Below are 26,228 nucleotides of genomic sequence, written 5' to 3'. Positions count from 1 at the left end.
GTCATGAATCGGACATTTTAAAGGAAAAGGGATGTGCGCACAGACCAAGAGAATGATGTCATTCTCTTGGTTTTACAATAGAATACACATTTGTATCGTATGGAGTACCATTTTGATACATGTACTGTCTTAAAACGCCTTCTTTTTGAAAACCCATTTTTAGAAGCAGACGATTTGATGCTTCATTAGCGGTAAATACAACTGCGCCAATACGCGTCAGTCCAAGGGCAGAAAATCCGTAAGATACGACCTTTGAAATGACTTCTGATGCAAATCCGTTTCGCCAATGCTCCGGGATGATTTCATAACCGATTTCCGCGCGCCTATGCTTTTGGGCCAGAGCGTGAAAGCCAATTGTTCCGATCAGTTCTTTAGTGTCCCGTCTTTCAATTCCCCACCGTATACCGCGTTTTTCTTGATAGAGGGCAGCAAACGTTTGAATCATTGAAATGGCCTGTTCTATAGATTCCATGTTTTCAAGCCCATAATAGCGTGTCACCTCATCGTTTGAGAAACAAGCAAAAATGGCTTCTGCATCCTGATCTGTGATTTGCCTAAGTATAAGCCGATCCGTTTCTAATATAGGAAACATTCAACCACTCCCCACGTTTGTGTTTTTGTTTATCATATCCCTTTTATTTCCTCTTTTCTATAGCGAAATCAACCAATGCAGCAAAGGAACGAATTTGTGTTTCTAGTTGCTCTTTGTTTCTGCTGAATTGTTTCAAACGATGGCCGTTCGCGCCTGATGGATGGGGAAAGCCGTTAAGGCAAATCAAATTCTGGAGGCTCTGCTGTCTGATCAATGTTTCACACACTGTTTCGGCCGCTTTTCCTAACGGAATGAGAAGAGCTGGTCCCGTCACATGGTTAAGCTCCGCAGGGAAGTGTCCAAAAGCATAAGTGCTTAGGATAGGAGAATGAGTGATAGCCGGTTTGTATCCGGTATAGTTTTTTTGCTGGATAAAGACAGGATATTTAATAACGGAAGTTGTATGGAGCATATGCCGTAATTCTCCAAAAAGCTTTGCGGCGCTTTGAATGCCGAAAGCTTGCGGCAGCCCGCATAAATCCAGCATGGTGATAAGGTTATGTCTCATCGACCCGGAGAAACCCGCTGCTATTTTTGTATCTACCGCCATTTGCTCAAGAGTGCGGCCTTGCCGCAGACTTTCGACTGCTGTTTCGTACGCTGTTTTCATCTGGGAAAAACCCGGCGTGATCCCGGCAATCACAATCGTAGCAGTCCGATTGATATATTCATTATGAGGTGAATAGTAGATGTCAAGTTCATTTTCTTGATGGAGATGAAATGGAGAAATAAGTAAATCCGACTTTGTAAGTGAAGAGGGAAGAGAATGTAGTTTTTCTGCGAACTCCTTTAAGCAGCTGCGGTTTACAATCATGCGAAAGCCTCCTCAAAAAATGATATCCCATTGTCCATTCTGATCGAAACAACGGGATATCATTCATCATGACCTGCTATTTAAATGGCCAGCCTGCCACACCTCTTTAACGGCTTTAGGAACTTCTTTCACTTCAGCTGCGGTCTGCTGAAACGCGGATTTTTTCATTTGGACATCCTGCTGAATCTTCTTTTGTTTTTGCGTCAGCAGCTCTGTTTCTGTTTTTAATCCTTCGATTTGTTTTTGCATAGCCTGCGTAACAGAGGAAAGCTCCTTTAGTGCAGGGTCCATTTTTTTCTTGTTTTGAATCACGGTAACTCCTAAGAAGATAATAGAAACTGCTAATACTGCAAGACTGATATAAACAATAATCATATGTTCACTCCTTTTCTTATGTCATTACCCTGTATCCGTTTTTTTAATCAGAAGAAATGATATTTACACAGTTCGTTTGATTTGCGTATTGGATGTATTGTACTTATAATGTGATATCGTACATATGTAAACAAAGAAAGGGTGCTTCAATTGCAAAGTTTACAACATAAAACTGCACTAATCACAGGCGGAGGCAGAGGAATTGGCCGCGCTACTGCTCTGGCGCTTGCCAAAGAAGGCGTGAATATCGGGTTAATTGGCCGGACTTCCGCTAATGTAGAAAAAGTGGCTGAAGAAGTCAAAGCGCTTGGTGTAAAAGCTGCATTTGCTGCTGCAGATGTAAAAGATGCCGATCAGGTTAATCAAGCTGTAGCTCAAGTGAAGGAACAGCTTGGTGATATCGATATCCTCATTAATAACGCCGGCATCAGCAAATTTGGCGGTTTCTTAGATCTGTCAGCCGATGAGTGGGAAAATATTATTCAAGTCAACCTAATGGGTGTGTACCATGTCACGCGCGCGGTGCTTCCGGAAATGATCGAACGCAAAGCCGGAGACATCATTAATATTTCATCTACAGCGGGCCAAAGAGGAGCAGCTGTAACAAGTGCTTACAGCGCTTCTAAATTTGCCGTTCTCGGGTTAACAGAGTCTCTTATGCAAGAAGTGAGAAAACATAATATCAGAGTCAGTGCGTTAACGCCGAGCACTGTCGCTAGTGATATGTCTATCGAATTGAACTTAACAGACGGTAACCCTGAAAAAGTTATGCAGCCTGAGGATCTTGCTGAGTACATGGTGGCACAATTGAAATTAGATCCACGCATTTTCATCAAAACAGCGGGATTATGGTCAACAAATCCTTAAAAATGAAAACCTGTCGAAAGACAGGTTTTTTATTTGAATGAAATCCGTACCGGTAAAATGCGATATGTAAACCTGACAATCGTTTAAATTGAAGATAGCAGTGAGTGCAGACTATAATAGAACTAAGAAAACTATGTACCAAATGTTCAGTTGGAATTTATTTTTTCCACTACACCTATAATCAGTAAACATGAAATGACTGGACTATCAGTCTTTAATATAAAGAAGGAAAACAATAAAAGAAAATTGAATATTTAGTACATAGTGTTGTCAGTGACAGAAGAAGGAGTGCATATGATGAAAGAAGAAAAAAGGAGTTCAACAGGCTTTTTAGTGAAACAGCGCGCATTTTTGAAGCTTTATATGATAACGATGACAGAGCAAGAGAGACTCTATGGGTTAAAGCTGCTTGAAGTACTTCGGTCTGAATTTAAAGAGATTGGTTTTAAACCAAATCATACAGAAGTATACCGGTCTTTGCATGAGCTTCTTGATGACGGGATATTAAAACAAATTAAAGTAAAAAAAGAAGGGGCTAAGCTCCAGGAAGTCGTCCTCTATCAATTTAAAGATTACGAAGCTGCCAAGCTATATAAAAAACAGCTGAAGGTAGAGCTGGATCGCTGTAAAAAACTGATTGAAAAAGCTCTCTCAGATAATTTTTAATAGAAACAAACACCCGGCGCAGCAGTATGAACCGGGTGTTTTCTGCTTTTCATTATACATATTTGTCGAAAAGAAACAATACAAATCAATGATGACCTTCAAACTTGACATCATTTCCTCACGTGGTAACATTTTAAACGTGTGAAAATGCGAACAAAAAAGCGAACAAAGGAGATGTTACCGATCTTTGATCAAAAGAAAGTAGCCTTTATAGGAGCAGGATCTATGGCGGAAGGAATGATATCAGGTATCGTTCGTGCCAACAAAATCCCGAAACAAAACATCTGCGTAACAAACCGCAGCAATACAGAGCGATTAACTGAACTTGAACTTCAATATGGAATCAAAGGCGCCTTGCCGAACCAACTATGTATTGAAGACATGGATGTGCTCATTTTGGCAATGAAGCCAAAAGACGCCGAAAACGCTCTGTCATCACTAAAATCACGTATTCAACCCCATCAATTAATATTGTCGGTCCTTGCCGGCATAACCACCTCTTTTATTGAACAATCATTGCTTAATGAACAGCCGGTTGTCAGAGTGATGCCCAACACTTCCAGTATGATTGGCGCTTCTGCAACAGCTATTGCCCTTGGCAAATATGTGTCGGAAGACCTGAAGAAGCTGGCCGAAGCATTGCTCGGATGCATGGGCGAAGTCTATACAATCCAAGAAAATCAAATGGATATATTCACCGGAATTGCAGGCAGCGGCCCCGCGTATTTTTATTATTTAATGGAATTCATTGAAAAGACAGGCGAGGAAGCGGGCCTCGATAAACAGTTATCTCGAAGCATCGGCGCACAGACACTTTTAGGTGCCGCAAAAATGCTCATGGAAACAGGAGAACATCCTGAGATCTTAAGAGATAATATCACGTCACCGAACGGAACGACAGCAGCGGGGCTGCAAGCCTTGAAAAAAAGCGGCGGCGGAGAAGCGATTTCTCAAGCAATAAAGCATGCGGCTAAGCGTTCAAAGGAAATCAGCGAAGATATCGAAAAAACTGCAACGCCGCTATCAGGAGTGATAAAGTGACGCCTGATACAAGCATGAAAAGAGTCGTTGTGAAGATTGGAAGCAGTTCATTAACAAGCCTTCATGGAGAAATCAGCATTCGAAAATTAGAAGCGTTGGTCGACCAGGTCGTCAAACTCAAAGACGCCGGTTATGAAGTGATTTTGGTTTCCTCAGGCGCAGTGGCGGCAGGATATCGGAAGCTCGGATTTATCCAAAGGCCCGAGAAGCTTCCAGAAAAACAAGCATCAGCTTCAATCGGCCAGGGATTGCTGATGGAGGCTTATTCAAAGCTGTTCTTGGCACACGGCTATGTCGCATCCCAAATTTTAATTACGAGAAGCGATTTTTCTGATGAATATCGATACAACAATGTCAGGAATACAATGAATGTACTGCTCGAGCGCGGCATTATCCCGATCATAAACGAGAATGACACAGTTACTGTCAATCGGCTCAAGTTTGGCGACAATGATACGCTCGCGGCAAAAGTCGCAGGTTTGATTGATGCAGATATGCTTGTGATTTTATCAGATATAGACGGATTATATGACGGCAATCCGCGCACAAATCCAGAAGCGAAAAGGATACAGCGGGTAAGTGAAATAACACCTGACATCGAAGCATGCGCAGGTGACACTGGAAGCATCGTTGGCACCGGCGGCATGCGTTCTAAGCTTGATGCGTTTAAAATCGTAATGGCGTCTGGCATTAAAGGTTTCCTAGGTCAGGCAGATGCCGGCGATATTTTATACCACGCCGTTCATGAACAGGCGGAAGGCACCTATTTTGAAGCAGAAGGAACGCTTCCGTTGAATCAAAAGGAGCAATGGATCGCTTTTAATTCCGGCCCGGAAGGTGAAATGATTTTATCAGATGATTGTTCACGAAAAATAACAAACGGCCAATCGAGTTTATACCTGGACGGTGTACAGAAGATTAAAGGGAAATTCAAAAGCGGTTCAGTTGTTCGGCTGATGAATTCAAAAGGGACGGAAATCGGCCTTGGAATCGTCAATTACTCTTCTGTACAGCTTCAAGAACCGGAAAAGAAAAAGGAACTGACAAACAGAGCTCTAATTGATCAAGAAGCATTTGTTTGCCATGTGGATTTTTCTTTACCTGTAAATTAATTTGCAGAAAAAAACCCGAAGCTTCTATATAGAAGCTCGGGTTCATTTTTTTATTGATACTGCTCCAGCTTAGAGAAAAATTGAATGACAAACTCATAAAAATCATTCGCAGAAGGCGCAAGCTCTCTATTTTTCGGTTTAATGATTCCGACAGTCCGTTTTACTTGAGGGAACTCAATTGGAATTTTCACAGTAAAACGAGGTGTTGTTTCAGCAAAAGTACTTTCAGGCAGAAGGGTAACGCCCATTCCTGCGGACACTAACCCTTTGATAGCATCCAAATCCTCACCCTCCGTGGAAACGAGAGGAGCAAAGCCTGCTTGTTTGCAAGTATCAATTGCCATCTCTCTAAGTACAAATCCTTCCGGGAACAATACAAATTGGTCGTTGCGCAAATCGATTAAATGAACCGTTTTTTGTTTAGCAAGCGGATGATTTAATGGAACAAGCGCGTAAATTTTTTCAGTAAATAATATTTTTCCCGTTATGTCAGAGAAATTCGTCGGCACCGGCCCTAATAAGGCCAGATCAATATCGCGGTTTCTGACAGCTTCAATCAGAAACTTATAGGAGCCTTGGCGCAACAAAAATTCGACGTGCGGATATTCTTCTTTAAACGCTGAAATGACAGTCGGCAAAAGCTGGCTGGCGAGGCTTGTAGGAAAGCCGATCTTTACCGTTCCGCGATGCGGGTCAAGATACTCATCAATTTGTTCTTTCGCATAATCAATGGCTTTCATCGCCGTTTTCACATGAATCAAAAATTCTTTTCCGATTGGCGTGAGTTTGATATTTCTCCCTTCACGCTCAAATAAGGTCACATTTAATTCTTCTTCAAGATTGGCAATTTGTCTGCTGATTGCTGATTGGGCCACATGCAAATGATCAGCGGCTTCTGAAACGTGTTCTCTTTCAGCCACCTCCATAAAATAACGCAGTTGGCGCAGCTCCATGTTTGTCTCACATCCATCTATCTCATTTTGAGATTCTTTTGATCTAAATTATATATTGTTTATATCGTTTTGAAAACCTACAATGATTATAGAGTTGTTAGATTTTATGACCGGTATTATCGGAAATTGATCGGGGGAGAGGAATTATGACGTACAATCAAATGCCAAAAGCTCAAGGTCTCTACCGTCCTGAATTTGAACATGATGCATGCGGAATCGGCCTATATGCACACTTAAAGGGCAAGCAGACTCACGACATTGTCAAACAAGGACTTAAGATGCTTTGCCAGCTAGACCATAGAGGAGGGCAAGGCAGTGATCCGGATACAGGAGACGGAGCCGGCTTACTGGTTCAAATCCCTGATGCTTTCTTTAGAAAAGAGTGCAAAGACATCAATCTGCCAGAAAAAGAACGTTACGGGGTAGGAATGGTCTTTTTCTCACAGAAAGAAGATGAAAGAAAAAAAATTGAAAAGCAAATCAATGCACTGATTGAACAAGAAGGCCAAGTCGTTCTTGGATGGAGAACTGTACCTGTAAATGTCGGAAAAATCGGAACAGTGGCGCAAAAAAGCTGTCCGTTTGTCCGTCAGGTATTTATCGGCGCAAGTTCTGATCTAAAGGACAATTTATCTTTTGAACGAAAATTGTATGTCATTCGTAAACAGGCTGAAAATTGGGGAGTAACGGAAGGTCTTGATTTTTATTTTGCCAGTTTTTCAAGCCAGACCATTGTTTACAAAGGCCTTTTAACACCTGAACAGGTTGATGCATTTTATTCTGATCTGCAAGACGAAGCATTCGTTTCTGCTTTTGCGCTCGTTCATTCACGCTTCAGTACCAACACATTCCCTACATGGGAAAGAGCGCATCCTAACCGCTATTTGGTTCACAATGGTGAAATTAACACCCTTCGCGGAAATATCAACTGGATGAGAGCACGTGAGCAGCAATTTGTTTCTGAAAGCTTCGGTGAGGACTTAAACAAGATTTTGCCGATTCTCAATGCTGATGGCAGTGACTCTTCCATTTTGGATAACGCATTTGAGTTTTTTGTGATGGCTGGACGCAAACCGGCACATACGGCAATGATGCTCATTCCAGAGCCTTGGACGGAAAATACGCATATGTCCAAGGAAAAAAGGGCGTTCTACGAGTACCATAGCTCCCTGATGGAGCCTTGGGACGGACCGACAGCTATTTCATTTACTGACGGTAAACAAATCGGGGCGATCCTTGACCGGAATGGTCTCCGTCCGGCCCGTTATTATGTCACAAAAGATGATTATATTATTTTCTCATCTGAAGTAGGCGTTATTGAAGTTGAACAGGAGAACGTTTTATATAAAAACCGCCTTGAGCCTGGGAAAATGCTTTTAATCGACTTGGAAGAAGGCCGTATTATCTCCGATGAAGAAGTCAAAACACAAATTGCAACTGAGTATCCGTACCAAAAATGGCTTGAAGAAGAGCTCGTACAAGTGAATCCTGATCCGGAGTCAAGAGAAGAAGAACAATTTAGTGATCTTCTTACTCGCCAGAAGGCATTCGGATACACATATGAAGATATCCAAAAGTATCTAATTCCTGTTATTAAAGAAGGCAAAGATCCCCTTGGTTCAATGGGGAATGACGCTCCGCTTGCTGTACTTTCTGACCGAGCGCAATCACTGTTTAACTACTTTAAACAGCTGTTTGCACAAGTAACGAACCCGCCAATCGACGCGATTCGTGAGCAGCTTGTCACTTCAACGATGACTTGGCTCGGTGCGGAAGGCGATCTTCTTCATCCGAGTGAACGAAATGTTCGCCGGATTAAACTGTATACACCTGTTTTATCCAATGAACAGTTTTACGCATTGAAAACGATTGTTCATCCTGATTTAAAAAGCCAAAAAATTGATGTGCTGTTTTCAGAGGATCTTGAACGCGGATTAAAGGACATGTTCACACAAGCAGAGAAAGCCATCAGCCAAGGCGTAAGTTTGTTAATTTTATCAGACAAAAAGATGAACGAACGACTGACACCAATTCCGCCGCTTCTGGCAGTAAGCGCGCTGCACCAGCATTTAATCCGCAAAGGGCTGCGTACGAAGGTCAGTATTATTGTGGAATCGGGAGAAGCGCGTGAAGTGCATCACTTTGCAGCATTAATCGGTTATGGCGCGGATGCGATTAACCCTTATCTCGCTTATGCGACCTACAAGCAAGAAATTGATGAAGGCCGTTTGGATATCAGCTATGAAGAAGCGGTCAGTAAATATGGAAAAAGCATTACAGAGGGCGTCGTAAAAGTGATGTCTAAGATGGGAATTTCAACTGTGCAAAGCTACAGAGGCGCCCAAATCTTTGAGGCAGTAGGAATCAGCCGCGATGTAATCGACCGCTATTTCACAGGTACTGCATCACAGCTAGGCGGCATCGATTTACAAACAATTGCAGAAGAGGCACAGCGCCGCCACCGGGAAGCGTATCAGGATGATTACAGCAAAACGCTTGAACCGGGAAGTGACTTCCAATGGAGAAATGGCGGAGAGCATCATGCGTTTAATCCGAAAACGATTCATACTTTGCAATGGGCGTGCCGCAGAAATGATTACAATCTGTTTAAACAGTATACAAAAGCGGCTGATGAAGAACGCATCGGATTTTTGCGGAACTTGTTCGCATTTGACGGAAACCACAAGCCTTTGAAGTTGGAGGAGGTTGAATCCGCTGAATCGATTGTCAAACGCTTTAAAACGGGTGCGATGTCATTCGGGTCCTTGAGTAAGGAAGCGCACGAAGCTTTGGCAATCGCAATGAACCGTCTTGGAGGAAAAAGCAACAGCGGTGAAGGCGGAGAAGATCCCAAACGCTTTGTTCCAGATGAGAACGGCGATGATAGAAGAAGTGCGATCAAACAAATTGCATCCGGACGGTTTGGTGTCAAAAGCCATTACCTCGTCAATGCTGATGAGCTGCAGATTAAAATGGCTCAAGGTGCTAAGCCGGGTGAAGGCGGGCAGCTGCCTGGCAACAAAGTATATCCATGGGTTGCCGATGTCCGCGGGTCAACGCCAGGTGTCGGATTAATCTCACCTCCACCACACCATGACATTTATTCGATTGAGGATTTAGCCCAGCTGATCCACGATTTGAAAAATGCCAACCGTGACGCAAGAATCAGCGTAAAGCTGGTGTCAAAAGCAGGTGTAGGAACAATCGCTGCAGGTGTTGCCAAAGCGACTGCAGATGTCATTGTGATCAGCGGGTACGACGGGGGTACAGGTGCCTCTCCGAAAACCAGTATTAAACATACAGGGCTTCCATGGGAGCTTGGCCTTGCAGAAGCACATCAAACATTAATGCTGAACGGACTTCGTGACCGTGTTGTATTAGAAACAGATGGAAAGCTTATGACGGGCCGCGACGTTGTGATGGCTGCCTTGCTCGGCGCCGAAGAATTTGGTTTTGCAACAGCTCCGTTAGTTGTACTCGGCTGTGTCATGATGCGTGCCTGCCATTTGGATACATGCCCTGTCGGTGTAGCGACACAAAATCCAGAGCTTCGCAAAAAGTTCATGGGAGATCCTGATCATATTGTGAATTATATGCTGTTCATTGCCGAAGAAGTTCGTGAGTACATGGCTGCGTTAGGCTTCAAGACATTTGATGAAATGATCGGCCGCACTGATGTACTTCATGTAAGTGAACGGGCGAAGGGGCACTGGAAAGCAGGCCAGCTTGATTTGTCTACACTTCTTTATCAGCCTGAAGGAGTGCGGACATTCCAATCTCCGCAAAATCATAAAATTGATCAATCGCTTGATATCACAACAATTCTCCCGGCTGTACAAGAAGCCATCGAATCTGGAAAAGAAGCTGATATTTCGATTGAAATCAATAATACAAATCGTGTAGCCGGAACGATAACCGGCAGTGAAATCTCAAAGCGCTACGGAGATGAAGGGCTTCCTGAAGATACAATCAAGCTGCAATTTACCGGATCAGCCGGCCAAAGCTTTGGAGCTTTCGTTCCTAAAGGGATGACGCTTTATTTGGACGGAGACTCAAATGATTACGTCGGAAAAGGGCTTTCTGGCGGAAAAATCATTGTCAAGTCACCAGAAGGATTCAACTCTGCTTCGGATGACAATGTCATTATCGGCAACGTGGCTTTTTACGGTGCGACAAGCGGAGAAGCATATATTAACGGACGTGCTGGTGAACGCTTTGCCGTTCGAAACAGCGGTGTGAACGTAGTTGTAGAAGGCATTGGCGACCACGGCTGTGAATACATGACTGGCGGCAGCGTTGTCGTTCTCGGTGAAGTAGGCAAAAACTTTGCGGCAGGTATGTCCGGCGGAATCGCTTATGTACTGGCCGAAGATGTCAAAGCGTTTAAACGCAAATGCAACCTTGAGATGATTTTATTTGAATCATTAGAGGATGAGAAAGAAATCCAGCAAATCAAAGCAATGCTTGAAAGACATACTGCGTATACAAACAGCCAAAAAGCAGAAGATCTGCTTGATCAATGGGAAGACAGTGTGAAAAAATTCGTCAAAGTCATTCCGAAAAACTATAAACAAATGCTCGCAAGCATCCAAGAGCAAAAAGCTGCAGGTTTATCAGATGAAGAAGCCATCATGTTCGCTTTTGAGGCCAACACGAAGCCAAAGCAGAATACAGCAGCATCGGGACAAAAACAAGCGGTAGTACAGTAAGGAAGGGGAGAGGAACATGGGGAAACCAACTGGATTTATGGAGATCAAACGAGAAAAACCTGCGGAGCGGGACCCTCTCACTCGCTTAAAGGATTGGAAAGAATATTCTGCTCCTTTTTCAGAAGAAGCATCGAAACGGCAAGGGGCGCGGTGCATGGATTGCGGTACACCGTTTTGCCAGATCGGTGCGGACATTAACGGATTTACATCCGGCTGTCCGATTTACAACTTAATTCCTGAATGGAATGATCTTGTCTACCGGGGCAGATGGAAGGAAGCATTGGAACGTCTGTTGAAAACAAACAACTTTCCTGAATTCACAGGGCGGGTATGCCCCGCTCCTTGTGAAGGATCATGCACTTTAGCGATTTCAGATCCGGCCGTATCAATTAAAAACATCGAGCGGACCATTATCGATAAAGGATTTGAGAACGGTTGGATTCAACCTAGAATTCCAAAAAAACGAACAGGCAAAAAAGTGGCTATCGTCGGGTCGGGCCCAGCCGGACTGGCGAGTGCTGACCAGCTGAATCAAGCGGGACATTCCGTCACTGTTTTTGAGCGCTCAGACAGAGCGGGCGGCCTTTTAACATACGGCATTCCAAACATGAAGCTTGAGAAGGGCATTGTAGAACGCCGAATTAAATTGCTGACGCAAGAAGGAATTGATTTTGTCACGAACACAGAAATCGGTGTTGACATTACAGCTGATGAGCTAAAGGAGCAATTTGATGCTGTGATCCTATGCACAGGCGCTCAAAAACAGCGGGACCTCTTAATTGAAGGACGCGACTCAAAAGGAGTCCATTACGCGATGGACTACCTGACACTTGCAACAAAAAGCTATTTAGATTCTAATTTTAAAGACAAGCAATTCATTGATGCCAAAGGGAAGGATGTCATCGTAATCGGAGGCGGAGATACAGGAGCTGACTGTGTGGCTACTGCTCTGCGTCAAAAAGCCAAAAGCGTGCACCAATTCGGCAAACACCCGAAACTTCCGCCAACCCGCACGAATGACAATATGTGGCCTGAACAGCCACACGTCTTTACACTTGAATATGCATACGAGGAAGCAGAAGCAAAATTCGGAAGAGATCCGAGAGAATACTCCATTCAAACGACAAAAATGGTTGCGGATAAAAACGGAAAGCTGAAAGAGCTTCATACCATCCAAATGGAAAAAGTGAAAAATGAGCATGGAAAATACGAGTTCCGCGAGCTGCCTGGAACGGAAAAAGTATGGCCTGCTCAGCTTGTCTTTATCGCTATCGGCTTTGAAGGCACAGAACAGCCGCTGTTGAAACAGTTCGGTGTTGATTCAGTAAATAACAAAATCAGTGCAGCATATGGGGATTATCAAACAAATATCGATGGTGTATTCGCCGCAGGGGATGCAAGAAGAGGCCAAAGCTTAATCGTATGGGCGATTAATGAAGGCCGTGAAGTGGCGCGTGAAGTGGATCGATATTTGATGGGGAGTTCAGTTCTTCCGTAAATAAAGGGGATTATCATATAAGAGAAACCGGTCTGGTTGCCAGCCGGTTTCTTTTTTTATTCCATTACGATCCCGATGTTTCCAAACTGTCTGCCTTCCTGCATTCTTTTATATGCTTCACATGCTTTTTCTAAAGGATATATCCGGTCAATTACAGGCCGCAGCTTATGTTTGTCAATGAAAGCGAGCATAGCTTGAAATTCCTCACCGCTTCCCATCGAGGTTCCCAAAACATTGACCTGAGGAAAGAATAGAGAACGCACCGGAAAACTGAGATTATCCCCTGAGCTTGCCCCAAAGCTGACAATACGGCCATTTGGTTTTACATGGCGGAAGTATTCCGAAAAGAGAGCAGGTCCTATGCTGTCAAGAACAACATCCGCCTTTTTTCCCTGCAACTGCTCATCCCAATTGCTGTAGCTGTCAAATGCGTAATCAGCACCTAATTGCAGCGCCTTTTTTCTTTTCTCCTCACTGCGGGAGGTCACGCTTACTGTTGCCTCAATCGCCTTAGCCATAAATAAAGCATAGGTTGCCACACCGCTGCCGATGCCGGGTATCAATAGATGCTCGCCTTTTTTTAATTGCCCCTTTGTAAACAAAGCCCGATATGCAGTTAAAGCGGATAAAGGTAAAACGCCCGCTTCTTCCCAAGATAAATAAGCAGGTTTTTTGATTGCATTTTGTGAAGGAATGATCACATATTCAGCAAGTGTTCCGTCCGAAGGACCTCCCAGAATCTCAGGTACAGGTGGTACATTCTCTGTTAAATCCCAGTTCAATGTCGGGAAAATGACTACTTCTGTCTGAACAGTAACATTTTTCACGCCTTCACCAATCTCTTCGATGATACCCGCGCCGTCAGAACCCAGTATCATGTGAGGATCTTGTTCCGATTTGTTTTTCATAAGAAACAAGTCACGATGATTCAGGCCCGCGGATTTTAATTTAACCTTTACCTCTCCGTATCCAGGCTTTGTTGATGGAACGTCCTCGACTGATAACCCCTGAAGGCCGGCTTTTCCGTTGTGAATTACAGCTTTCATGCTGTCTGCCTCCTCATTGAATTGTATTTTCATATCTTTACATATTTTACATAGCGGTTTTCTTCGAGTAAAATGAACAAATATGATAGCCAATATCACTTTTCATCATAGCAAGCAGGTGAGAGCGCGTGGAAAGCGGAGATTTAAAGATTTTTCAGGCTGTCGCCCGCGAAGGAAGCATAACGAAAGCAGCCCAAATGCTGAATTATGTTCAGTCGAATGTGACAGCCAGAGTGCATAACCTTGAGGAAGATTTGAATATCAGGCTTTTTCATCGAACGAATCGGGGGATGAAGCTGACTACTGCAGGAGAAAATCTTTTACAATATGCAGATCAAGTATTATCGCTGTTAGACAAAGCTGAAAAATCGACCCGAATGAGCAGGCAACCAAAAGGGCCTTTGCGGATCGGATCACTGGAAACGACGGCGGTAACGCATCTGCCTGAGCATGCAGCATCCTTCCTCAGGCGTTTTCCTGAAGTGGATTTATCAGTGAACACAGCGGATACGCATCATTTGATTCAACAGGTTCTTGATCATAAAGTTGATGGCGCTTTTGTATATGGGCCGGTTGAACACGCTGCAGTTAGACAACTCCATGTTTCCCATGATGAATTAGTTTTGATTTCATCACGAGAAGGGACGGCAGAAGACATGCTTCAGCAGCCGATGCTCTTTTTTGGGGCTGGCTGTTCTCATCGTGACAGGGTCAAAAGATTACTAGAGGAAGCAGGCATACACAATCAAAAAATCATAGAGTTTGGCACATTGGAGGCTATTATAAAAGGTGTTTCCGCCGGGATGGGTACGGCGCTGCTCCCAAAGTCCGCTGTTGACGGCTCCGAGCATCGTACAAATGTATGGATTCATAAACTGCCGCCAGCATATCAAGACTTAGAGATCGTCTTTATATACAGGAAAGACTTTTTTATTACGAGTGCGTTTCAGACATTTCTTGATGAGATAAACGAAATGAAAAGATGAAGATAGACGTGCATTAGCAGAATAAAGACGTTTGTCAAAGAAGCAGTCATCATTCTGTCATTTTGGATTGCAATCAGGGATACAGAGCATCAGCAATGCCCGTTGTTATTAAAGATCTGCATAAAAAAACTGTACTCATTTGAAGCGAGTACAGTTTTTTTATTTATTTACGTTTTAAATTAATGCCGATCGCCGCTCCGTTTCTGCTTGAATCAGCTACACCTTTAAAGGTGCCGTTTTCATGGTCGATCGATATGCTTTGCACGTTTCCGATATCCACCGGACTTGTGCCGAATTTGTGGCCCATCCCGTTTAGCTTGCTGAGGACATCTTTAGGAACTCCGTCTTCGTAACGGTAAGAGCTCATGCTGTTTGTATAAATTCTCGGCTCTTCAACAGCTGCTTTTAATTCCATACCATATTCAATGTGGTAGAGAATGGTTTGCAAAACGGATGAAATAATTGTCGCCCCGCCAGGAGATCCAACAGTGAGGACAGGCTTGTCATCCTTAAATAAAATCGTCGGGGTCATGCTGCTTAAAGGCCTTTTGTTTGGCTGTACTTCGTTAGCTCCGCCTGGTATCGCATCAAAATCCGTTAATTCATTGTTTAGGATGACACCGTAATCAGGGACCATAATACCCGTTCCGAACAGCTGTTCGATTGTTGTTGTATAGGAAACGACATTTCCCCAACGGTCAGCAACTGTAAAGTGGGTTGTTTGGCCTTCTACTTTGTCTTTCGGCTGTTCAACTTGTTTATAGTTTGCTGATCCTTCTTGGTATTTCCAAGGGTCACCGGCTTTCGGTTTTTTATTCACTTGATCTAGGTTGATTAATTGCTGGCGTTCTTTAATATAATCGGGGTGAAGCAAGCCTTTGAGAGGAACATTTACAAATTCGGGATCACCTGCGTAAGACGCACGGTCGGCATAAGACAAATGCATCGTTTCAGCAAGCAGCTGATATTTTTCCCATGAGCGGACATCATATTGTGAAAGGTTAAAATCATCAAGGATTTTCAGCATTTGCAATAAGAAAATACCGCCGGAGCTTGGAGGAGGAGTAGTAGCGATTTGATAGCCTTGATAGTCTCCCCAAATCGGTTCATCAATTGTAATGTCGTAATTTTCTAAATCTTTTTCTGTCATTGATCCGCCGAAATCCTGGACAGTGTCAGAAAGCGTCTTGGCGAATTTTCCTTTATAAAAAGCGTTAGTGCCTTTGGAGCGAATAAGCTTAAATGTTTTAGCCAAATCCTTTTGAATAAGGGTATCTCCTTCTTTAAGCGGTTCGCCATTTGGTAAAAATACATCTTTTGCGGCAGTCCGTGAAAGTTTTTCCTGATAATCAGAAATGGCATCTGCCAACACAGAATCAATCGGAAAGCCTTTTTCAGCGAGTTTAATAGAAGGGGTAATTAATTGCTTCATCGAACGGGTTCCCCATTTATCCAAGGCTTCTTCCAGCCCTTTCAGAGTGCCTGGAACACCAACGGCAGTACCTTTTGTTACACGTTCAGAGAAAGGTATTGCTTTTCCGTTTTCGTCCAGAAACATATCAGGAGTTGCGCCTGCTGGAGCACGCTCACGGCTGTCGATTATCGTTGTATCCTTCGTTTTTCCGTCATACACCATCATAAAACCGCCGCCGCCAATACCTGACATCATCGGCTCTGTTACATTGAGTGCAAATTGAATGGCAACCGCTGCGTCAATAGCATTTCCTCCTTTTTTCAGCACATCAGCACCGATTTCAGAAGCAAGAGGATGTGCGGTCGCAACCATGCCGTCTTTTCCAACATCTACTTGTTTGTACTCATCGTAGCTTTTGGGCGGTTTTTTAGCTTCCGCGTGAAAAGGGACACTTCCAGCGACTAACAGAACACTAAGCAGAGCTGTTAAACAGACGTTCCACGTTCTTTTCATGTTCTCCCTCCTATATGAAGCTGTATTGTTACAATCTTAGCGTAAAAAAATTACAGCGTTTTCACAAGTGACAAATGGTATATTATATAGTGCATAAAGCCGTTTTTCTGTGCAAAATTGATTATATTGATATGAGCCATGTGCTATATTAGAATCAGCATACGGATTAAGAAGGGACTGCTATATGTATTTAACGATTGAAGAAACAGCAGAATATACAAATCTTTCAGAGGATTATATTAAAAGCTTGGTGCTCGAAGGGAAAATCAGAGCCGTTCATGACGGGGAGCAATTTTTGATTTATAAGGAGCAGTTCAAAACGCATCTCGAACAGCTGGAGAATTACAAAGCACTTGTGCAGGAAATATTAAATGAACCAATCCCGGAAGATATTGATGTAAAGGATGAGGATTAGGACACAATTTGAAATTGTGTCTTTTTTTGTATGTTTTTTTGCGGAAGCTCCAGAAAATTGGGAGCTTCAGATTTCGTTTTAAGAGGTTTTTTGGTGATCAGTAGGGGGATAAGTATCCAAGAGGTTAAAAGCTTTATAAGAGGCTTTAAAGCTTATTTTATAGGGTGAAGGTTTGAAGAAGCTACTTTAAAAGATTATGTAACACTATGTATATTATGTTACATAAATGCCGCCGCACTTTGACATTCAACGTTTTTCAGCTATAATAGTAACATAGATCTCAAAACGTTACATAACGGTTTTTAAGGAGTTTTTTGATGCATATTGTACAGCCGATTCGCAGTCTAGAGAAAATCCAAGAAGTCAAACAGTATTTGCTTAACAAAAACAAGCGGGATTATTTTCTGTTTATTTTCGGCATCAACAGCGCGCTCCGCATTTCTGATATTCTGCCGCTGCAAGTGAAGGACGTTCAAAATAAAGATCATTTATGGGCGACTGAAAGCAAAACGAAAAAGAAAAGAAAGATTCTTATTTTAGAATCGCTGAAACAGGAAATATACGAGTATACGAAAGACATGAAGGAAAACGAATATCTTTTTAAATCAGTGCGGACCAGGAAGCCGATTTCCCGCATTCAAGCCTACAGAATTTTAAGAGAGGCCGCTGCGGCGTGCGGACTTGAGGAGATAGGGACGCATACACTCCGGAAAACGTTTGGCTATCATTTTTATCAGCGAACGAAAGACATCGCCGAGCTGCAGAGAATACTGAATCATTCATCACCATCAATTACAATGCGCTATATCGGTATTGATGAAGATACGACAAGAGCCGCGTATAAGGTTTTTGGAGGGCTTTAATACAAATCGCTTGAAAATATTGATCATCAGAGCTACTATATAAATACCAAAAGCTCTAGTAGCACAGCGGATAGTGCAGCAGTTTCCTAAACTGCAGGTCGGGAGTTCGAATCTCTCCTAGAGCGTTATATTCACAAAAAGACAACAGGCACTTTTCGCCTGTTGTCTTTCTTTATGCAAACCAAATAAAAAACGCCCGCTTATACCGGGCGTTTTTCTTATATAACTGCGTCAAATTGATTGACTTTCCATTTTTTATTTTCTTTCACGAATGTCACTTTCCGTTTTGCAGAAGGGGATCCGTCTAATGTAGGGACGGTAAATTCGTATGTGATTGTGCCGCCTTTTTTAGAGACCAGTTTAGCAGTTGATTTTTTCCAATTCAAAAGATTGTCTCCGTCACCGATTGGAACAGCAAGCTTTCCTTTTGAAACAGTGAAATGATAATCTTTAAAGCCTTTTTCGATTGCTGTTTTTGTAAAAATAGGAGTTAAGTAATTCACCGCTTTTGCTTTAGTGCCTAGATCACTGCACATGTATACATATTGAAGATTTTGATACTCGAATGTGCCTGATGGGCAAACTGCTTTTTTCACCTTTGGATTGTGGCCGCTCATGGTGTTCCAAAAATGTTCTCTAGCGGATAATGCCAACTGTAATGCTTGTTTTTGTGATAAATCGCCTGATGTATTTTTCGCAAATGCATTTGTGCTTAATGACAGAATAAGTGCAATGGTTGTTAGAAATAGAAGACATTTTTTCATTATCGCTCTCTCCTTCAAAATCTCTTTCTCTTATGTTACAAATGTTACAATAATTACGGATAGATTACAATACTTTTTCATAAATTATTTTTTATTCTTTTACTCACAAAAAATACGCCATTACTTGCTAGTTTATTCTTCATAAGCTAAAAAGATGTGTAAAATTAGAAGAATCGGGAAGGGTTTCATATGTGCAGTGATGAATAATAACATGTTACATATCCTGTTTTTGTCAAAAAATGAGGGCATGTTTAAAAACGATTTCAAATAAAGGAGTCCTTTAATATGGAAACATCACAAGAACCTCTTGTAACTCAAAAGAAAAGCAAACCATCAGTTTGGCGGTCGATGTCACTCTTTTTAGTGCCGCTTCTGCTGAGCAATGTGCTGCAATCAGTCGGCCAGCTAGTCGGGATGATGGCTGTAGGCAGATGGCTCGGTGTTGATGCAGTGGCAGCTGTATCATCCTTTTTCCCGTTATTTTTTCTTTTAATCTCATTTACGATTGGGATCGGTTCAGGAAGTTCGATTCTGATCGGACAAGCTTACGGAGCGAAAAATGAGGAACGGCTAAAGGCTGTTGTCGGGACGACGCTCACGTTTACATTTTTATTAGGCGTTGTGTTAGCCGTCATCGGCAGTATTTTCACCCTCGATATTCTTCGTTTAATGGGAACACCTGAAAATGTCATTCATGTCAGCGCTAACTATGCACGTATTTTATTTTATGCTATGCCATTTATGTTTTTATATTTTGCTTATACTACCTTTTTGCGCGGAACAGGAGATTCCAAGACACCGTTTTATACGCTGATTGTGAGCACGGTTATCAACATTGCGCTTTTGCCTGTCTTAATCCTTGGCATGTTTGGTTTTCCGAAACTGGGCATATACGGCTCGGCATATGCAACTGTCATTTCCACGATTGCGACTTTTCTCGTGTTAATGGTGTATTTACGAAAGCGAAAACACCCGCTGCAATTTGATAAAACAGTGCGTCGTTATTTGAAAATGGATAAGGAACTGCTGGTTCTCCTGCTGCGTCTTGGGGTCCCAGCAAGCATCAATATGATTCTTGTCTCATTATCAGAGATAGCGGTTATTTCATTCGTCAATCATTACGGCTCTAATGCAACAGCTGCATACGGAGTGGTCAACCAGGTGGCCAGCTATGTACAGATGCCGGCCGTCAGCCTTGGTATTGCGGTTTCTATTTTCGCTGCGCAATCCATCGGAGCGAACGAGTTTGACCGCTTAAAGCAGGTCATTCGCGTGGGGATTTGGCTGAATTATATCATTGGCGGCGTACTGATCATTCTGATCTATGTTTTTTCACATCAGATTTTATCGTTATTTTTAACCGAGCAAGAGACGCTTTACATTGCGCACCGTCTTTTGATGATTACATTGTGGAGCTATTTGCTGTTTGGAAATGCCCAAATTATTTCTGCAACGATGCGGGCAAGCGGAACGGTTTTATGGCCGACCGTCATCAGTATTTTTGCAATCTGGGGAGTAGAGGTGCCTGTCGCTTTCGTCCTTTCTCACTATACAAAGCTTGAAATACTCGGCGTCTGGGTCGGTTATCCAGCTGCGTTTGCCGTCAGCTTGCTGTTGATTTATGGGTATTATCAATTCGTCTGGAAAAAGAAACAAATCACACGTCTCATCCAATAGCCTTCGAATCACACCGTTCATAAGTTTGAACGGTGTTTTTTTATTTGATAGGGGAAAATATAAAATGGAGGAAATATGGTACAGTACATTGAATTCTTATACTAGCAATGAATCAAGGAGAGGTTGAGTAAACATGGCAAACTTTATTGAGAAAATCACGTATTTGGGAACGCCGGCCATCAAAGCGGGCAACGAATATCTAGAAATGATTGTTGTCCCTGAGTGGGGGAGCAACGTCATTTCTCTCGTGGACAAAACAACAAAAGTCCAGCTTTTGCGTGAACCGGAAACAGCAGAAAGTTTTCACGACACACCAACATTGTATGGCATTCCAATCCTGTTCCCGCCTAACCGCATAAGTGACGGTACATTCAGTTTCCGGGGCAGAACGTATCATTTTGATATCAACGAGAAGGATAAACACAACCATCTTCATGGGTTTCTTTACCATGAAAAGTGGAACGTAGTGACCGCGAAGAAAACTGATGAAGAAGTGATTGTTGAAACAGAAATTGATCTTTCTGAGCTCCCCCATGTGTATAAGCAATTTCCTCACCATGCCGTCGTTCGGATGACATACACGGTAAAAGGGAATACTCTATTTAAACATGCGACGGTCATGAACAAAGGAAAGGAAGCGTTTCCTTGGGGAATTGGTTATCATACTACATTTGTGTTTCCGGCAGAAAGCTCGTTATTCTCCCTGACAGCAGATCAGCAATGGGAGTTGGATGAACGCCTGCTGCCGACCGGGAAACTGATGGATGTACCGAATAAAGAAGCTTTGCATGAAGGAATGGATTTGCGCCACAAGCAGCTGGATGATGTCTTTTTATCTTCTTATCAGAAGAGGGGCGGAGAAAACCAGGCAGTCATTTATCATCAGCATGCACATATCAGCATTATTTATAAGGCAGATGAACAGTTTAAACATTGGGTTGTATACAATGCTGACGGAAAACAAGGGTATTTATGCCCTGAACCTTACACATGGGTGACAAACGCAGTGAATCTTGATTTACCTTCGTCACTCACTGGTTTACAAGTGCTGGAGCCGGGAGAAGAAACAACAGCTAAAAGCAGTATCACCATTGAACTGAATCATCAATAGCCAATGATGAAGCGCAGAGAGGCGGGGAAATTAATGAAAAAAAGCATAAAGCTTTATGTTGCTGTTTTACTGCTTTTCGTCGTTGCTTCGGTGCCTTATATGCATCAGGCTGCGCTTGCCGCTGAAAAACAAGATGCACTTTCCGGGCAGATCGATAAGATTTTAGCTGATCATCCTGCCCTCGAAGGCGCAATGGCCGGCATCACCGTTCGCTCTGCGGAAACAGGTGCTGTTCTATATGAACATTCAGGAGACACCCGAATGAGGCCTGCCTCTTCTCTAAAGCTTTTGACAGCGGCCGCGGCACTTTCTGTCCTTGGCGAGAACTATTCTTTTACAACCGAGGTCCGGACGGATGGAACACTGAAAGGGAAAAAGCTGAATGGTAACCTTTATTTGAAAGGGAAAGGCGATCCGACACTTTTACCATCTGATTTTGACAAAATGGCTGAGAAATTGAAACATTCCGGCGTAAAAGTAATTAAAGGCAATCTGATCGGTGATGATACGTGGCATGATGACATGCGATTATCACCTGATATGCCTTGGAGCGATGAATACACATATTATGGCGCGCCAATCTCCGCTCTAACAGCGTCTCCAAACGAAGACTATGATGCAGGCACTGTGATTGTTGAAGTCACCCCAAATCAAAAAGAAGGGGAAGAGCCTGCCGTGTCTGTCTCTCCGAAAACCGATTATATAACGATAAAGAACGATGCTGAAACGACTGCTGCCGGTTCAGAGAAAGACCTCACAATCGAAAGAGAGCATGGAACAAACACGATTACAATTGAAGGGAGCGTACCGGTTGACGCAAACAAGACAAAGGAATGGATTTCTGTCTGGGAGCCTGCCGGATATGCCTTAGATTTATTTAAGCAGTCACTAAAAAAACAAGGAATTACTGTGAAAGGGGACATCAAGACGGGTGAAGCACCTAGTTCTTCAGATGTGCTGCTCTCTCATCGCTCAATGCCTTTATCGAAACTTTTTGTGCCGTTCATGAAATTAAGTAATAACGGACATGCCGAAGTGCTCGTAAAAGAGATGGGGAAAGTGAAAAAAGGAGAAGGGAGCTGGGAAAAGGGGCTCGAAGTGTTAAACAGTACGCTTCCGGAATTTGGTGTTGATTCTAAATCACTCGTCTTAAGGGACGGATCAGGAATCTCACATATTGATGCTGTATCCTCAGATCAACTTTCACAGCTGTTATATGACATTCAGGATCAGAGTTGGTTCTCGGCTTATCTAAATTCTTTACCTGTTGCGGGGAATCCTGACAGAATGGTGGGCGGAACGCTGAGAAACCGCATGAAAGACACTCCTGCACAAGGAAAAGTAAGAGCAAAAACCGGATCGCTCAGTACGGTAAGCTCTCTATCGGGGTACGCAGAAACAAAGAGCGGAAAAAAACTTGTTTTCTCTATTCTTCTAAATGGATTGATTGATGAAGAGGATGGAAAAGATATTGAGGATCAAATCGCTGTCATTTTGGCAAATCAATAATAGCGGCAGACCTGTTTTCCATGAGAAAACAGGTTTTTTTATGTCTGTCTTTGTCGAACCTTCCAATAATTAGAAGAATGATGCACAAAAGCAAATTAGTTCGATTAAAAAGTAGTGTATAAGACCTTATGTAAAACAATACTTTTATCACTTTATATCCGGAAATTTGATAAAAAAAGAAACGAAAAATAAAGAAATAATACTATATTCAAAAAAATGTTATAAAAATTTAATGTTTTTTATTGTACTTTAAAAAATATCCGTTAATATAGTGCATATATGGATTATATAGTCATATAATTTCTTTTATTGTCATTTTTCTGCTTTTTTCTACTTTTTCTTATCCTCTTATTATGAGAACTGGAGGGAATCCGTTGAGCGAACATACTTATTCTTTAACCCATGCCCAAAGGAGAGTGTGGTTTACCGAACTGCTGGAGCCAGATACCAGCATTTGCAATCTCACAGCCTGTGTGAAATTCAAAGGCAATATTGAGCTTGATACTCTGGAAGGAGCGCTGAATCATTCCATCTCCCGCAACGACGCCATTAGATTTCAGCTGTTAGAAGGAGAAGAGCTTGAGCCGCGATTGCACCTTACTGAATATAAATATTATCCACTTAGAATAATTGATTTTTCAAATGTTGAAATGATAGAAATAGAGCAATGGATTCAGGATCAAGCGAGCATTCCATTTAAACTGTTCAACTCGCCTCTTTATCAATTTTACCTCCTTAGAATTGACTCTCATGAAGTTTGGCTATTTGCGAAATTCCATCATATCATAATGGATGGAATCTCTTTAAACGTGATGGGAAATCAAATTATAGATCTTTATCAAAAAATAAAAAAGAAAGATCCTTTACCTGATCAGCCGGAACCTTCTTACTTGAGCTACATCGAAAAAGAGAGTCAATATCTACAATCTCCGCGGTTTGCAAAGGACCGTTTATTTTGGACGCAAACCTTTGAGCACCCGTTGGAATACCACTCGTTAGCCGACCAGACGTCCTTACAAAAACAGAGCACATCTGCATCCAGAGACACCATCATTCTTTCACCTGATCTAGAGCAAACGATTCGAATCTTCTGCGAAGAACACAAGATCAATATCATTTCCTTATTTATGGCTTCATTTTACATATGCATCAGCCGAATCACTTCTAAAAAAGATCTTGCCATTGGCACCTACTATGGCAACAGAGGGTCAAAGGCTGAAAAAGAAATGCTCGGCATGTTCGTTAGTTCTCTTCCAATCAGAATAACGGTTGATCCTGACACAGATTTTCTTTCCTTTGTCCGCACAATAGGCAGGGAACAGCTTTCTGTTATGCGTCATCAACGATTTCCTTATAATTTGCTTGTAAATGAATTAAGAAATGAACAGAAGGATTTACACAACCTTATCGGTATATCTATGCAGTATCAGCCACTTCAGTGGCATAATGCAGATGATTTTGACTATGAAACAGCGCTTTATTTCAGCGGATACACCGCGAACGAGCTTTCAGTTCAAATACAAGAACGGATAGACAATGGAACCATTCAATTAAATTTCGACTATCAAAATACCTTGTTTTCTCTTGAGGATATTAAACGAATACAATCTCATTTGCTTACCATACTGGAAAACGCCCTTCAACATCCGCACAGCTTTATAAGAGAATTAGATATGACGAATACAAGAGAAAAGCAAAAATTGTTGTATGAGTTTAACAAGACGGAAGCTGTTTCGCCTAAAGCTTTCACCCTGCATGAGCTGTTTGAGCGACAGGCAGCTTTCACACCGGAGCGGCTGGCCATTCGCTTTTCAGGCGGTTCGCTGACATACGCTGAGCTTGATATGTACGCCAGCCGGCTGGCTGCGCACCTTACGGCACGCGGCGTCACAAACGAAAGTATCGTCGGTGTCCTGTCTGAACGCTCACCTGACATGCTGATCGCTGTCCTTGCTGTCTTGAAGGCCGGCGGGGCGTATTTGCCGCTTGATCCTGCGTATCCAAAGGAGCGGCTGAGCTACATGCTGAAAGACAGCGGGGCATCGCTCTTGCTGACACAGCCGGGATGCTCCGCACCGAACTTTTCTGGCGAAATGCTTGAAGTGGACATGACATCTCTTGAGCGTGAAGAAGTAAAACGTTATGTGTCTGCTTCTGTTAGCGACGGATCTCTCGCCTATGTCATTTATACGTCGGGATCCACCGGGCAGCCAAAAGGGGTAGCTGTTGAGCACCGCCAGGCTGTTCCTTTTCTGACCGGCATGCAGCACCAGTTTCCGCTTTCGGAAGATGACATTGTCATGGTGAAAACCTCTTTTTCCTTTGATGCGTCTGTGTGGCAGCTGTTTTGGTGGACTCTTTCCGGTGCTTCGGCGTATCTGCTTCCGCCCGGCTGGGAAAAAGACCCCGCGTTGATCGTACAAGCCATTCATCAGGAAAACGTGACAACGGCTCATTTTATTCCGGCTATGCTGAACAGCTTTCTCGATCAAGCGGAAATGTTAGCGCTCGGTGACGAGACAAGCCTGAAGCGTGTATTCGCCGGAGGTGAACCGCTTGCGCCGCGTACGGCAGCCCATTTTGCTTCTGTATTGCCGCAGGTCTCATTAATCCATGGCTACGGGCCGACAGAAGCAACGGTAGACGCGGCATTTTACGTATTGGATCCAGAACGGGACAGGGACCGCTTGCGGATTCCGATTGGGAAGCCCGTACCCGGTGCGCGTTTGTATGTTTTAGATCCGCATTTAGCCGTACAGCCTTCCGGTGTCGCCGGCGAACTGTACATTGCCGGAGCGGGTGTTGCCAGAGGTTATTTGAATCGGCCGGCATTAATGGAGGAGCGTTTTCTTGAAGACCCGTTTTACCCGGGGGAACGCATGTACAAAACAGGAGACGTGGCGCGCTGGCTCCCTGACGGGAATATTGAATTCCTGGGACGGTTGGATGATCAGGTAAAAATTCGCGGCTACCGGATTGAGCCGGGAGAGATTGAAGCGGCACTAAGAAATATAGAAGGCGTAAGGGAGGCGGCCGTTACCATACGGACAGACAGCGGCGAGCCGGAATTATGCGCTTATATAGAAGGGCTCCAAAGAAACGAAGTGCGGGCACAGCTTGAGAGACTGTTGCCGGGCTACATGATCCCAGCCTATATGATAGAGATGGAACAGTGGCCTGTTACGCCAAGCGGAAAGCTTGACCGAAACGCCCTGCCAGCTCCTGGCGGAGCGGCAGATGCGGAGACCTACACAGCGCCGAGAAACGTGACTGAGATGAAGCTTTCTCAGCTGTGGGAGGACG

The 26,228-nt window shown here is 43.2% G+C and carries 19 protein-coding genes, 1 tRNA gene and 1 pseudogene; 14 read left to right on the top strand and 7 right to left on the bottom strand.

Features of this window, described 5'->3' with window-relative positions; translation table 11 throughout:
- Positions 1-58: 58 nt before the first annotated feature.
- From AC07VD_RS13490 to AC07VD_RS13480, 3 genes are all read right to left on the bottom strand, one after another.
- The gene (locus tag AC07VD_RS13490) at positions 59-592 is read right to left on the bottom strand and encodes a GNAT family N-acetyltransferase (protein WP_047182706.1); all 534 of its coding nucleotides are present in this window, start codon (positions 590-592) and stop codon (positions 59-61) included.
- Positions 593-635: 43 nt separating this feature from the next.
- Complete coding sequence (locus tag AC07VD_RS13485; protein WP_217018447.1) at positions 636-1,406, bottom strand: hypothetical protein; 771 nt, start codon at positions 1,404-1,406, stop codon at positions 636-638.
- Between the two features lie 66 nt (positions 1,407-1,472).
- Complete coding sequence (locus tag AC07VD_RS13480; RefSeq protein WP_021481395.1) at positions 1,473-1,781, bottom strand: DUF948 domain-containing protein; 309 nt, start codon at positions 1,779-1,781, stop codon at positions 1,473-1,475.
- Positions 1,782-1,931: 150 nt separating this feature from the next.
- Here AC07VD_RS13480 and AC07VD_RS13475 point away from each other — a divergent pair, with 150 nt between their 5' ends.
- The 4 genes from AC07VD_RS13475 to proB all read left to right on the top strand — a co-directional run bounded on the left by AC07VD_RS13475 (position 1,932) and on the right by proB (position 5,467).
- Complete coding sequence (locus tag AC07VD_RS13475) at positions 1,932-2,648, top strand: 3-ketoacyl-ACP reductase (RefSeq protein WP_004399223.1); 717 nt, start codon at positions 1,932-1,934, stop codon at positions 2,646-2,648.
- 297 nt (positions 2,649-2,945) lie between these two features.
- On the top strand, positions 2,946-3,314 hold the full coding sequence (gene rtp, locus AC07VD_RS13470) for a replication termination protein (protein ID WP_003220337.1): 369 nt from the start codon (positions 2,946-2,948) through the stop codon (positions 3,312-3,314).
- 147 nt (positions 3,315-3,461) lie between these two features.
- On the top strand, positions 3,462-4,355 hold the full coding sequence (proC, locus tag AC07VD_RS13465) for a pyrroline-5-carboxylate reductase (RefSeq protein WP_217018450.1): 894 nt from the start codon (positions 3,462-3,464) through the stop codon (positions 4,353-4,355).
- Positions 4,352-5,467 (top strand): glutamate 5-kinase, encoded by a 1,116-nt coding sequence (gene proB / locus AC07VD_RS13460; RefSeq protein ID WP_217018453.1) that lies wholly within the window; start codon positions 4,352-4,354, stop codon positions 5,465-5,467. Before proC ends, proB begins: the two co-directional genes overlap by 4 nt.
- Positions 5,468-5,517: 50 nt before the next feature.
- Here proB and gltC read toward each other — a convergent pair whose 3' ends face one another.
- Positions 5,518-6,420 (bottom strand): glutamate biosynthesis transcriptional regulator GltC, encoded by a 903-nt coding sequence (gene gltC, locus AC07VD_RS13455; RefSeq protein ID WP_004399246.1) that lies wholly within the window; start codon positions 6,418-6,420, stop codon positions 5,518-5,520.
- 146 nt (positions 6,421-6,566) lie between these two features.
- Here gltC and gltB point away from each other — a divergent pair, with 146 nt between their 5' ends.
- Both gltB and gltD read left to right on the top strand, forming a co-directional pair.
- Complete coding sequence (gene gltB / locus AC07VD_RS13450) at positions 6,567-11,129, top strand: glutamate synthase large subunit (RefSeq protein ID WP_217018455.1); 4,563 nt, start codon at positions 6,567-6,569, stop codon at positions 11,127-11,129.
- 16 nt (positions 11,130-11,145) lie between these two features.
- Positions 11,146-12,627: a glutamate synthase small subunit gene (gene gltD / locus AC07VD_RS13445; protein WP_212130377.1), complete on the top strand. Its 1,482-nt coding sequence runs from the start codon at positions 11,146-11,148 to the stop codon at positions 12,625-12,627.
- A 56-nt stretch (positions 12,628-12,683) separates the two neighbouring features.
- Here the strand turns inward: gltD and AC07VD_RS13440 are convergent, their stop codons facing one another.
- Complete coding sequence (locus AC07VD_RS13440) at positions 12,684-13,673, bottom strand: zinc-binding dehydrogenase (RefSeq protein ID WP_124058185.1); 990 nt, start codon at positions 13,671-13,673, stop codon at positions 12,684-12,686.
- Positions 13,674-13,801: 128 nt separating this feature from the next.
- Between AC07VD_RS13440 and yofA the strand changes: the two genes are divergently transcribed.
- On the top strand, positions 13,802-14,659 hold the full coding sequence (gene yofA, locus AC07VD_RS13435; protein WP_217018463.1) for a LysR family transcriptional regulator YofA: 858 nt from the start codon (positions 13,802-13,804) through the stop codon (positions 14,657-14,659).
- Positions 14,660-14,822: 163 nt separating this feature from the next.
- Here the strand turns inward: yofA and ggt are convergent, their stop codons facing one another.
- Positions 14,823-16,586, bottom strand: coding sequence for a gamma-glutamyltransferase (ggt, locus tag AC07VD_RS13430; protein WP_024573328.1), 1,764 nt, complete (start codon positions 16,584-16,586; stop codon positions 14,823-14,825).
- 184 nt (positions 16,587-16,770) lie between these two features.
- Here ggt and AC07VD_RS13425 point away from each other — a divergent pair, with 184 nt between their 5' ends.
- The 3 genes from AC07VD_RS13425 to AC07VD_RS13415 all read left to right on the top strand — a co-directional run bounded on the left by AC07VD_RS13425 (position 16,771) and on the right by AC07VD_RS13415 (position 17,989).
- The gene (locus tag AC07VD_RS13425) at positions 16,771-17,001 is read left to right on the top strand and encodes an excisionase family DNA-binding protein (RefSeq protein ID WP_003231472.1); all 231 of its coding nucleotides are present in this window, start codon (positions 16,771-16,773) and stop codon (positions 16,999-17,001) included.
- A gap of 317 nt (positions 17,002-17,318) precedes the next feature.
- Complete coding sequence (locus tag AC07VD_RS13420) at positions 17,319-17,864, top strand: site-specific integrase (protein ID WP_003231473.1); 546 nt, start codon at positions 17,319-17,321, stop codon at positions 17,862-17,864.
- A gap of 52 nt (positions 17,865-17,916) precedes the next feature.
- A tRNA-Arg gene (locus AC07VD_RS13415) sits at positions 17,917-17,989 on the top strand.
- A 93-nt stretch (positions 17,990-18,082) separates the two neighbouring features.
- Here AC07VD_RS13415 and iseA read toward each other — a convergent pair.
- Complete coding sequence (iseA, locus tag AC07VD_RS13410) at positions 18,083-18,628, bottom strand: DL-endopeptidase inhibitor IseA (protein ID WP_014479968.1); 546 nt, start codon at positions 18,626-18,628, stop codon at positions 18,083-18,085.
- A gap of 285 nt (positions 18,629-18,913) precedes the next feature.
- On the opposite strand from iseA, the gene AC07VD_RS13405 reads away from it, so the two are divergent.
- The 4 genes and pseudogenes from AC07VD_RS13405 to ppsA all read left to right on the top strand — a co-directional run.
- Positions 18,914-20,305 (top strand): MATE family efflux transporter, encoded by a 1,392-nt coding sequence (locus AC07VD_RS13405; protein WP_004399508.1) that lies wholly within the window; start codon positions 18,914-18,916, stop codon positions 20,303-20,305.
- Positions 20,306-20,438: 133 nt separating this feature from the next.
- Positions 20,439-21,416, top strand: a complete 978-nt coding sequence (gene galM / locus AC07VD_RS13400) for an aldose 1-epimerase (RefSeq protein ID WP_124058181.1) — start codon at positions 20,439-20,441, stop codon at positions 21,414-21,416.
- Between the two features lie 33 nt (positions 21,417-21,449).
- Positions 21,450-22,925 carry a D-alanyl-D-alanine carboxypeptidase/D-alanyl-D-alanine endopeptidase gene (dacB, locus tag AC07VD_RS13395; RefSeq protein ID WP_024573330.1) on the top strand — a complete coding sequence of 492 codons (1,476 nt, stop codon included), beginning with the start codon at positions 21,450-21,452 and terminating at the stop codon, positions 22,923-22,925.
- A 374-nt stretch (positions 22,926-23,299) separates the two neighbouring features.
- Positions 23,300-26,228 (top strand): annotated as a pseudogene (gene ppsA / locus AC07VD_RS13390) (plipastatin non-ribosomal peptide synthetase PpsA); the annotation flags it as partial.

Source organism: Bacillus sp. GW821-FHT01G09, from assembly GCF_059422205.1.
The sequence above is the reverse complement of the archived record's forward strand: the minus strand, read 5'-3'. Positions and strand labels throughout refer to the sequence as shown.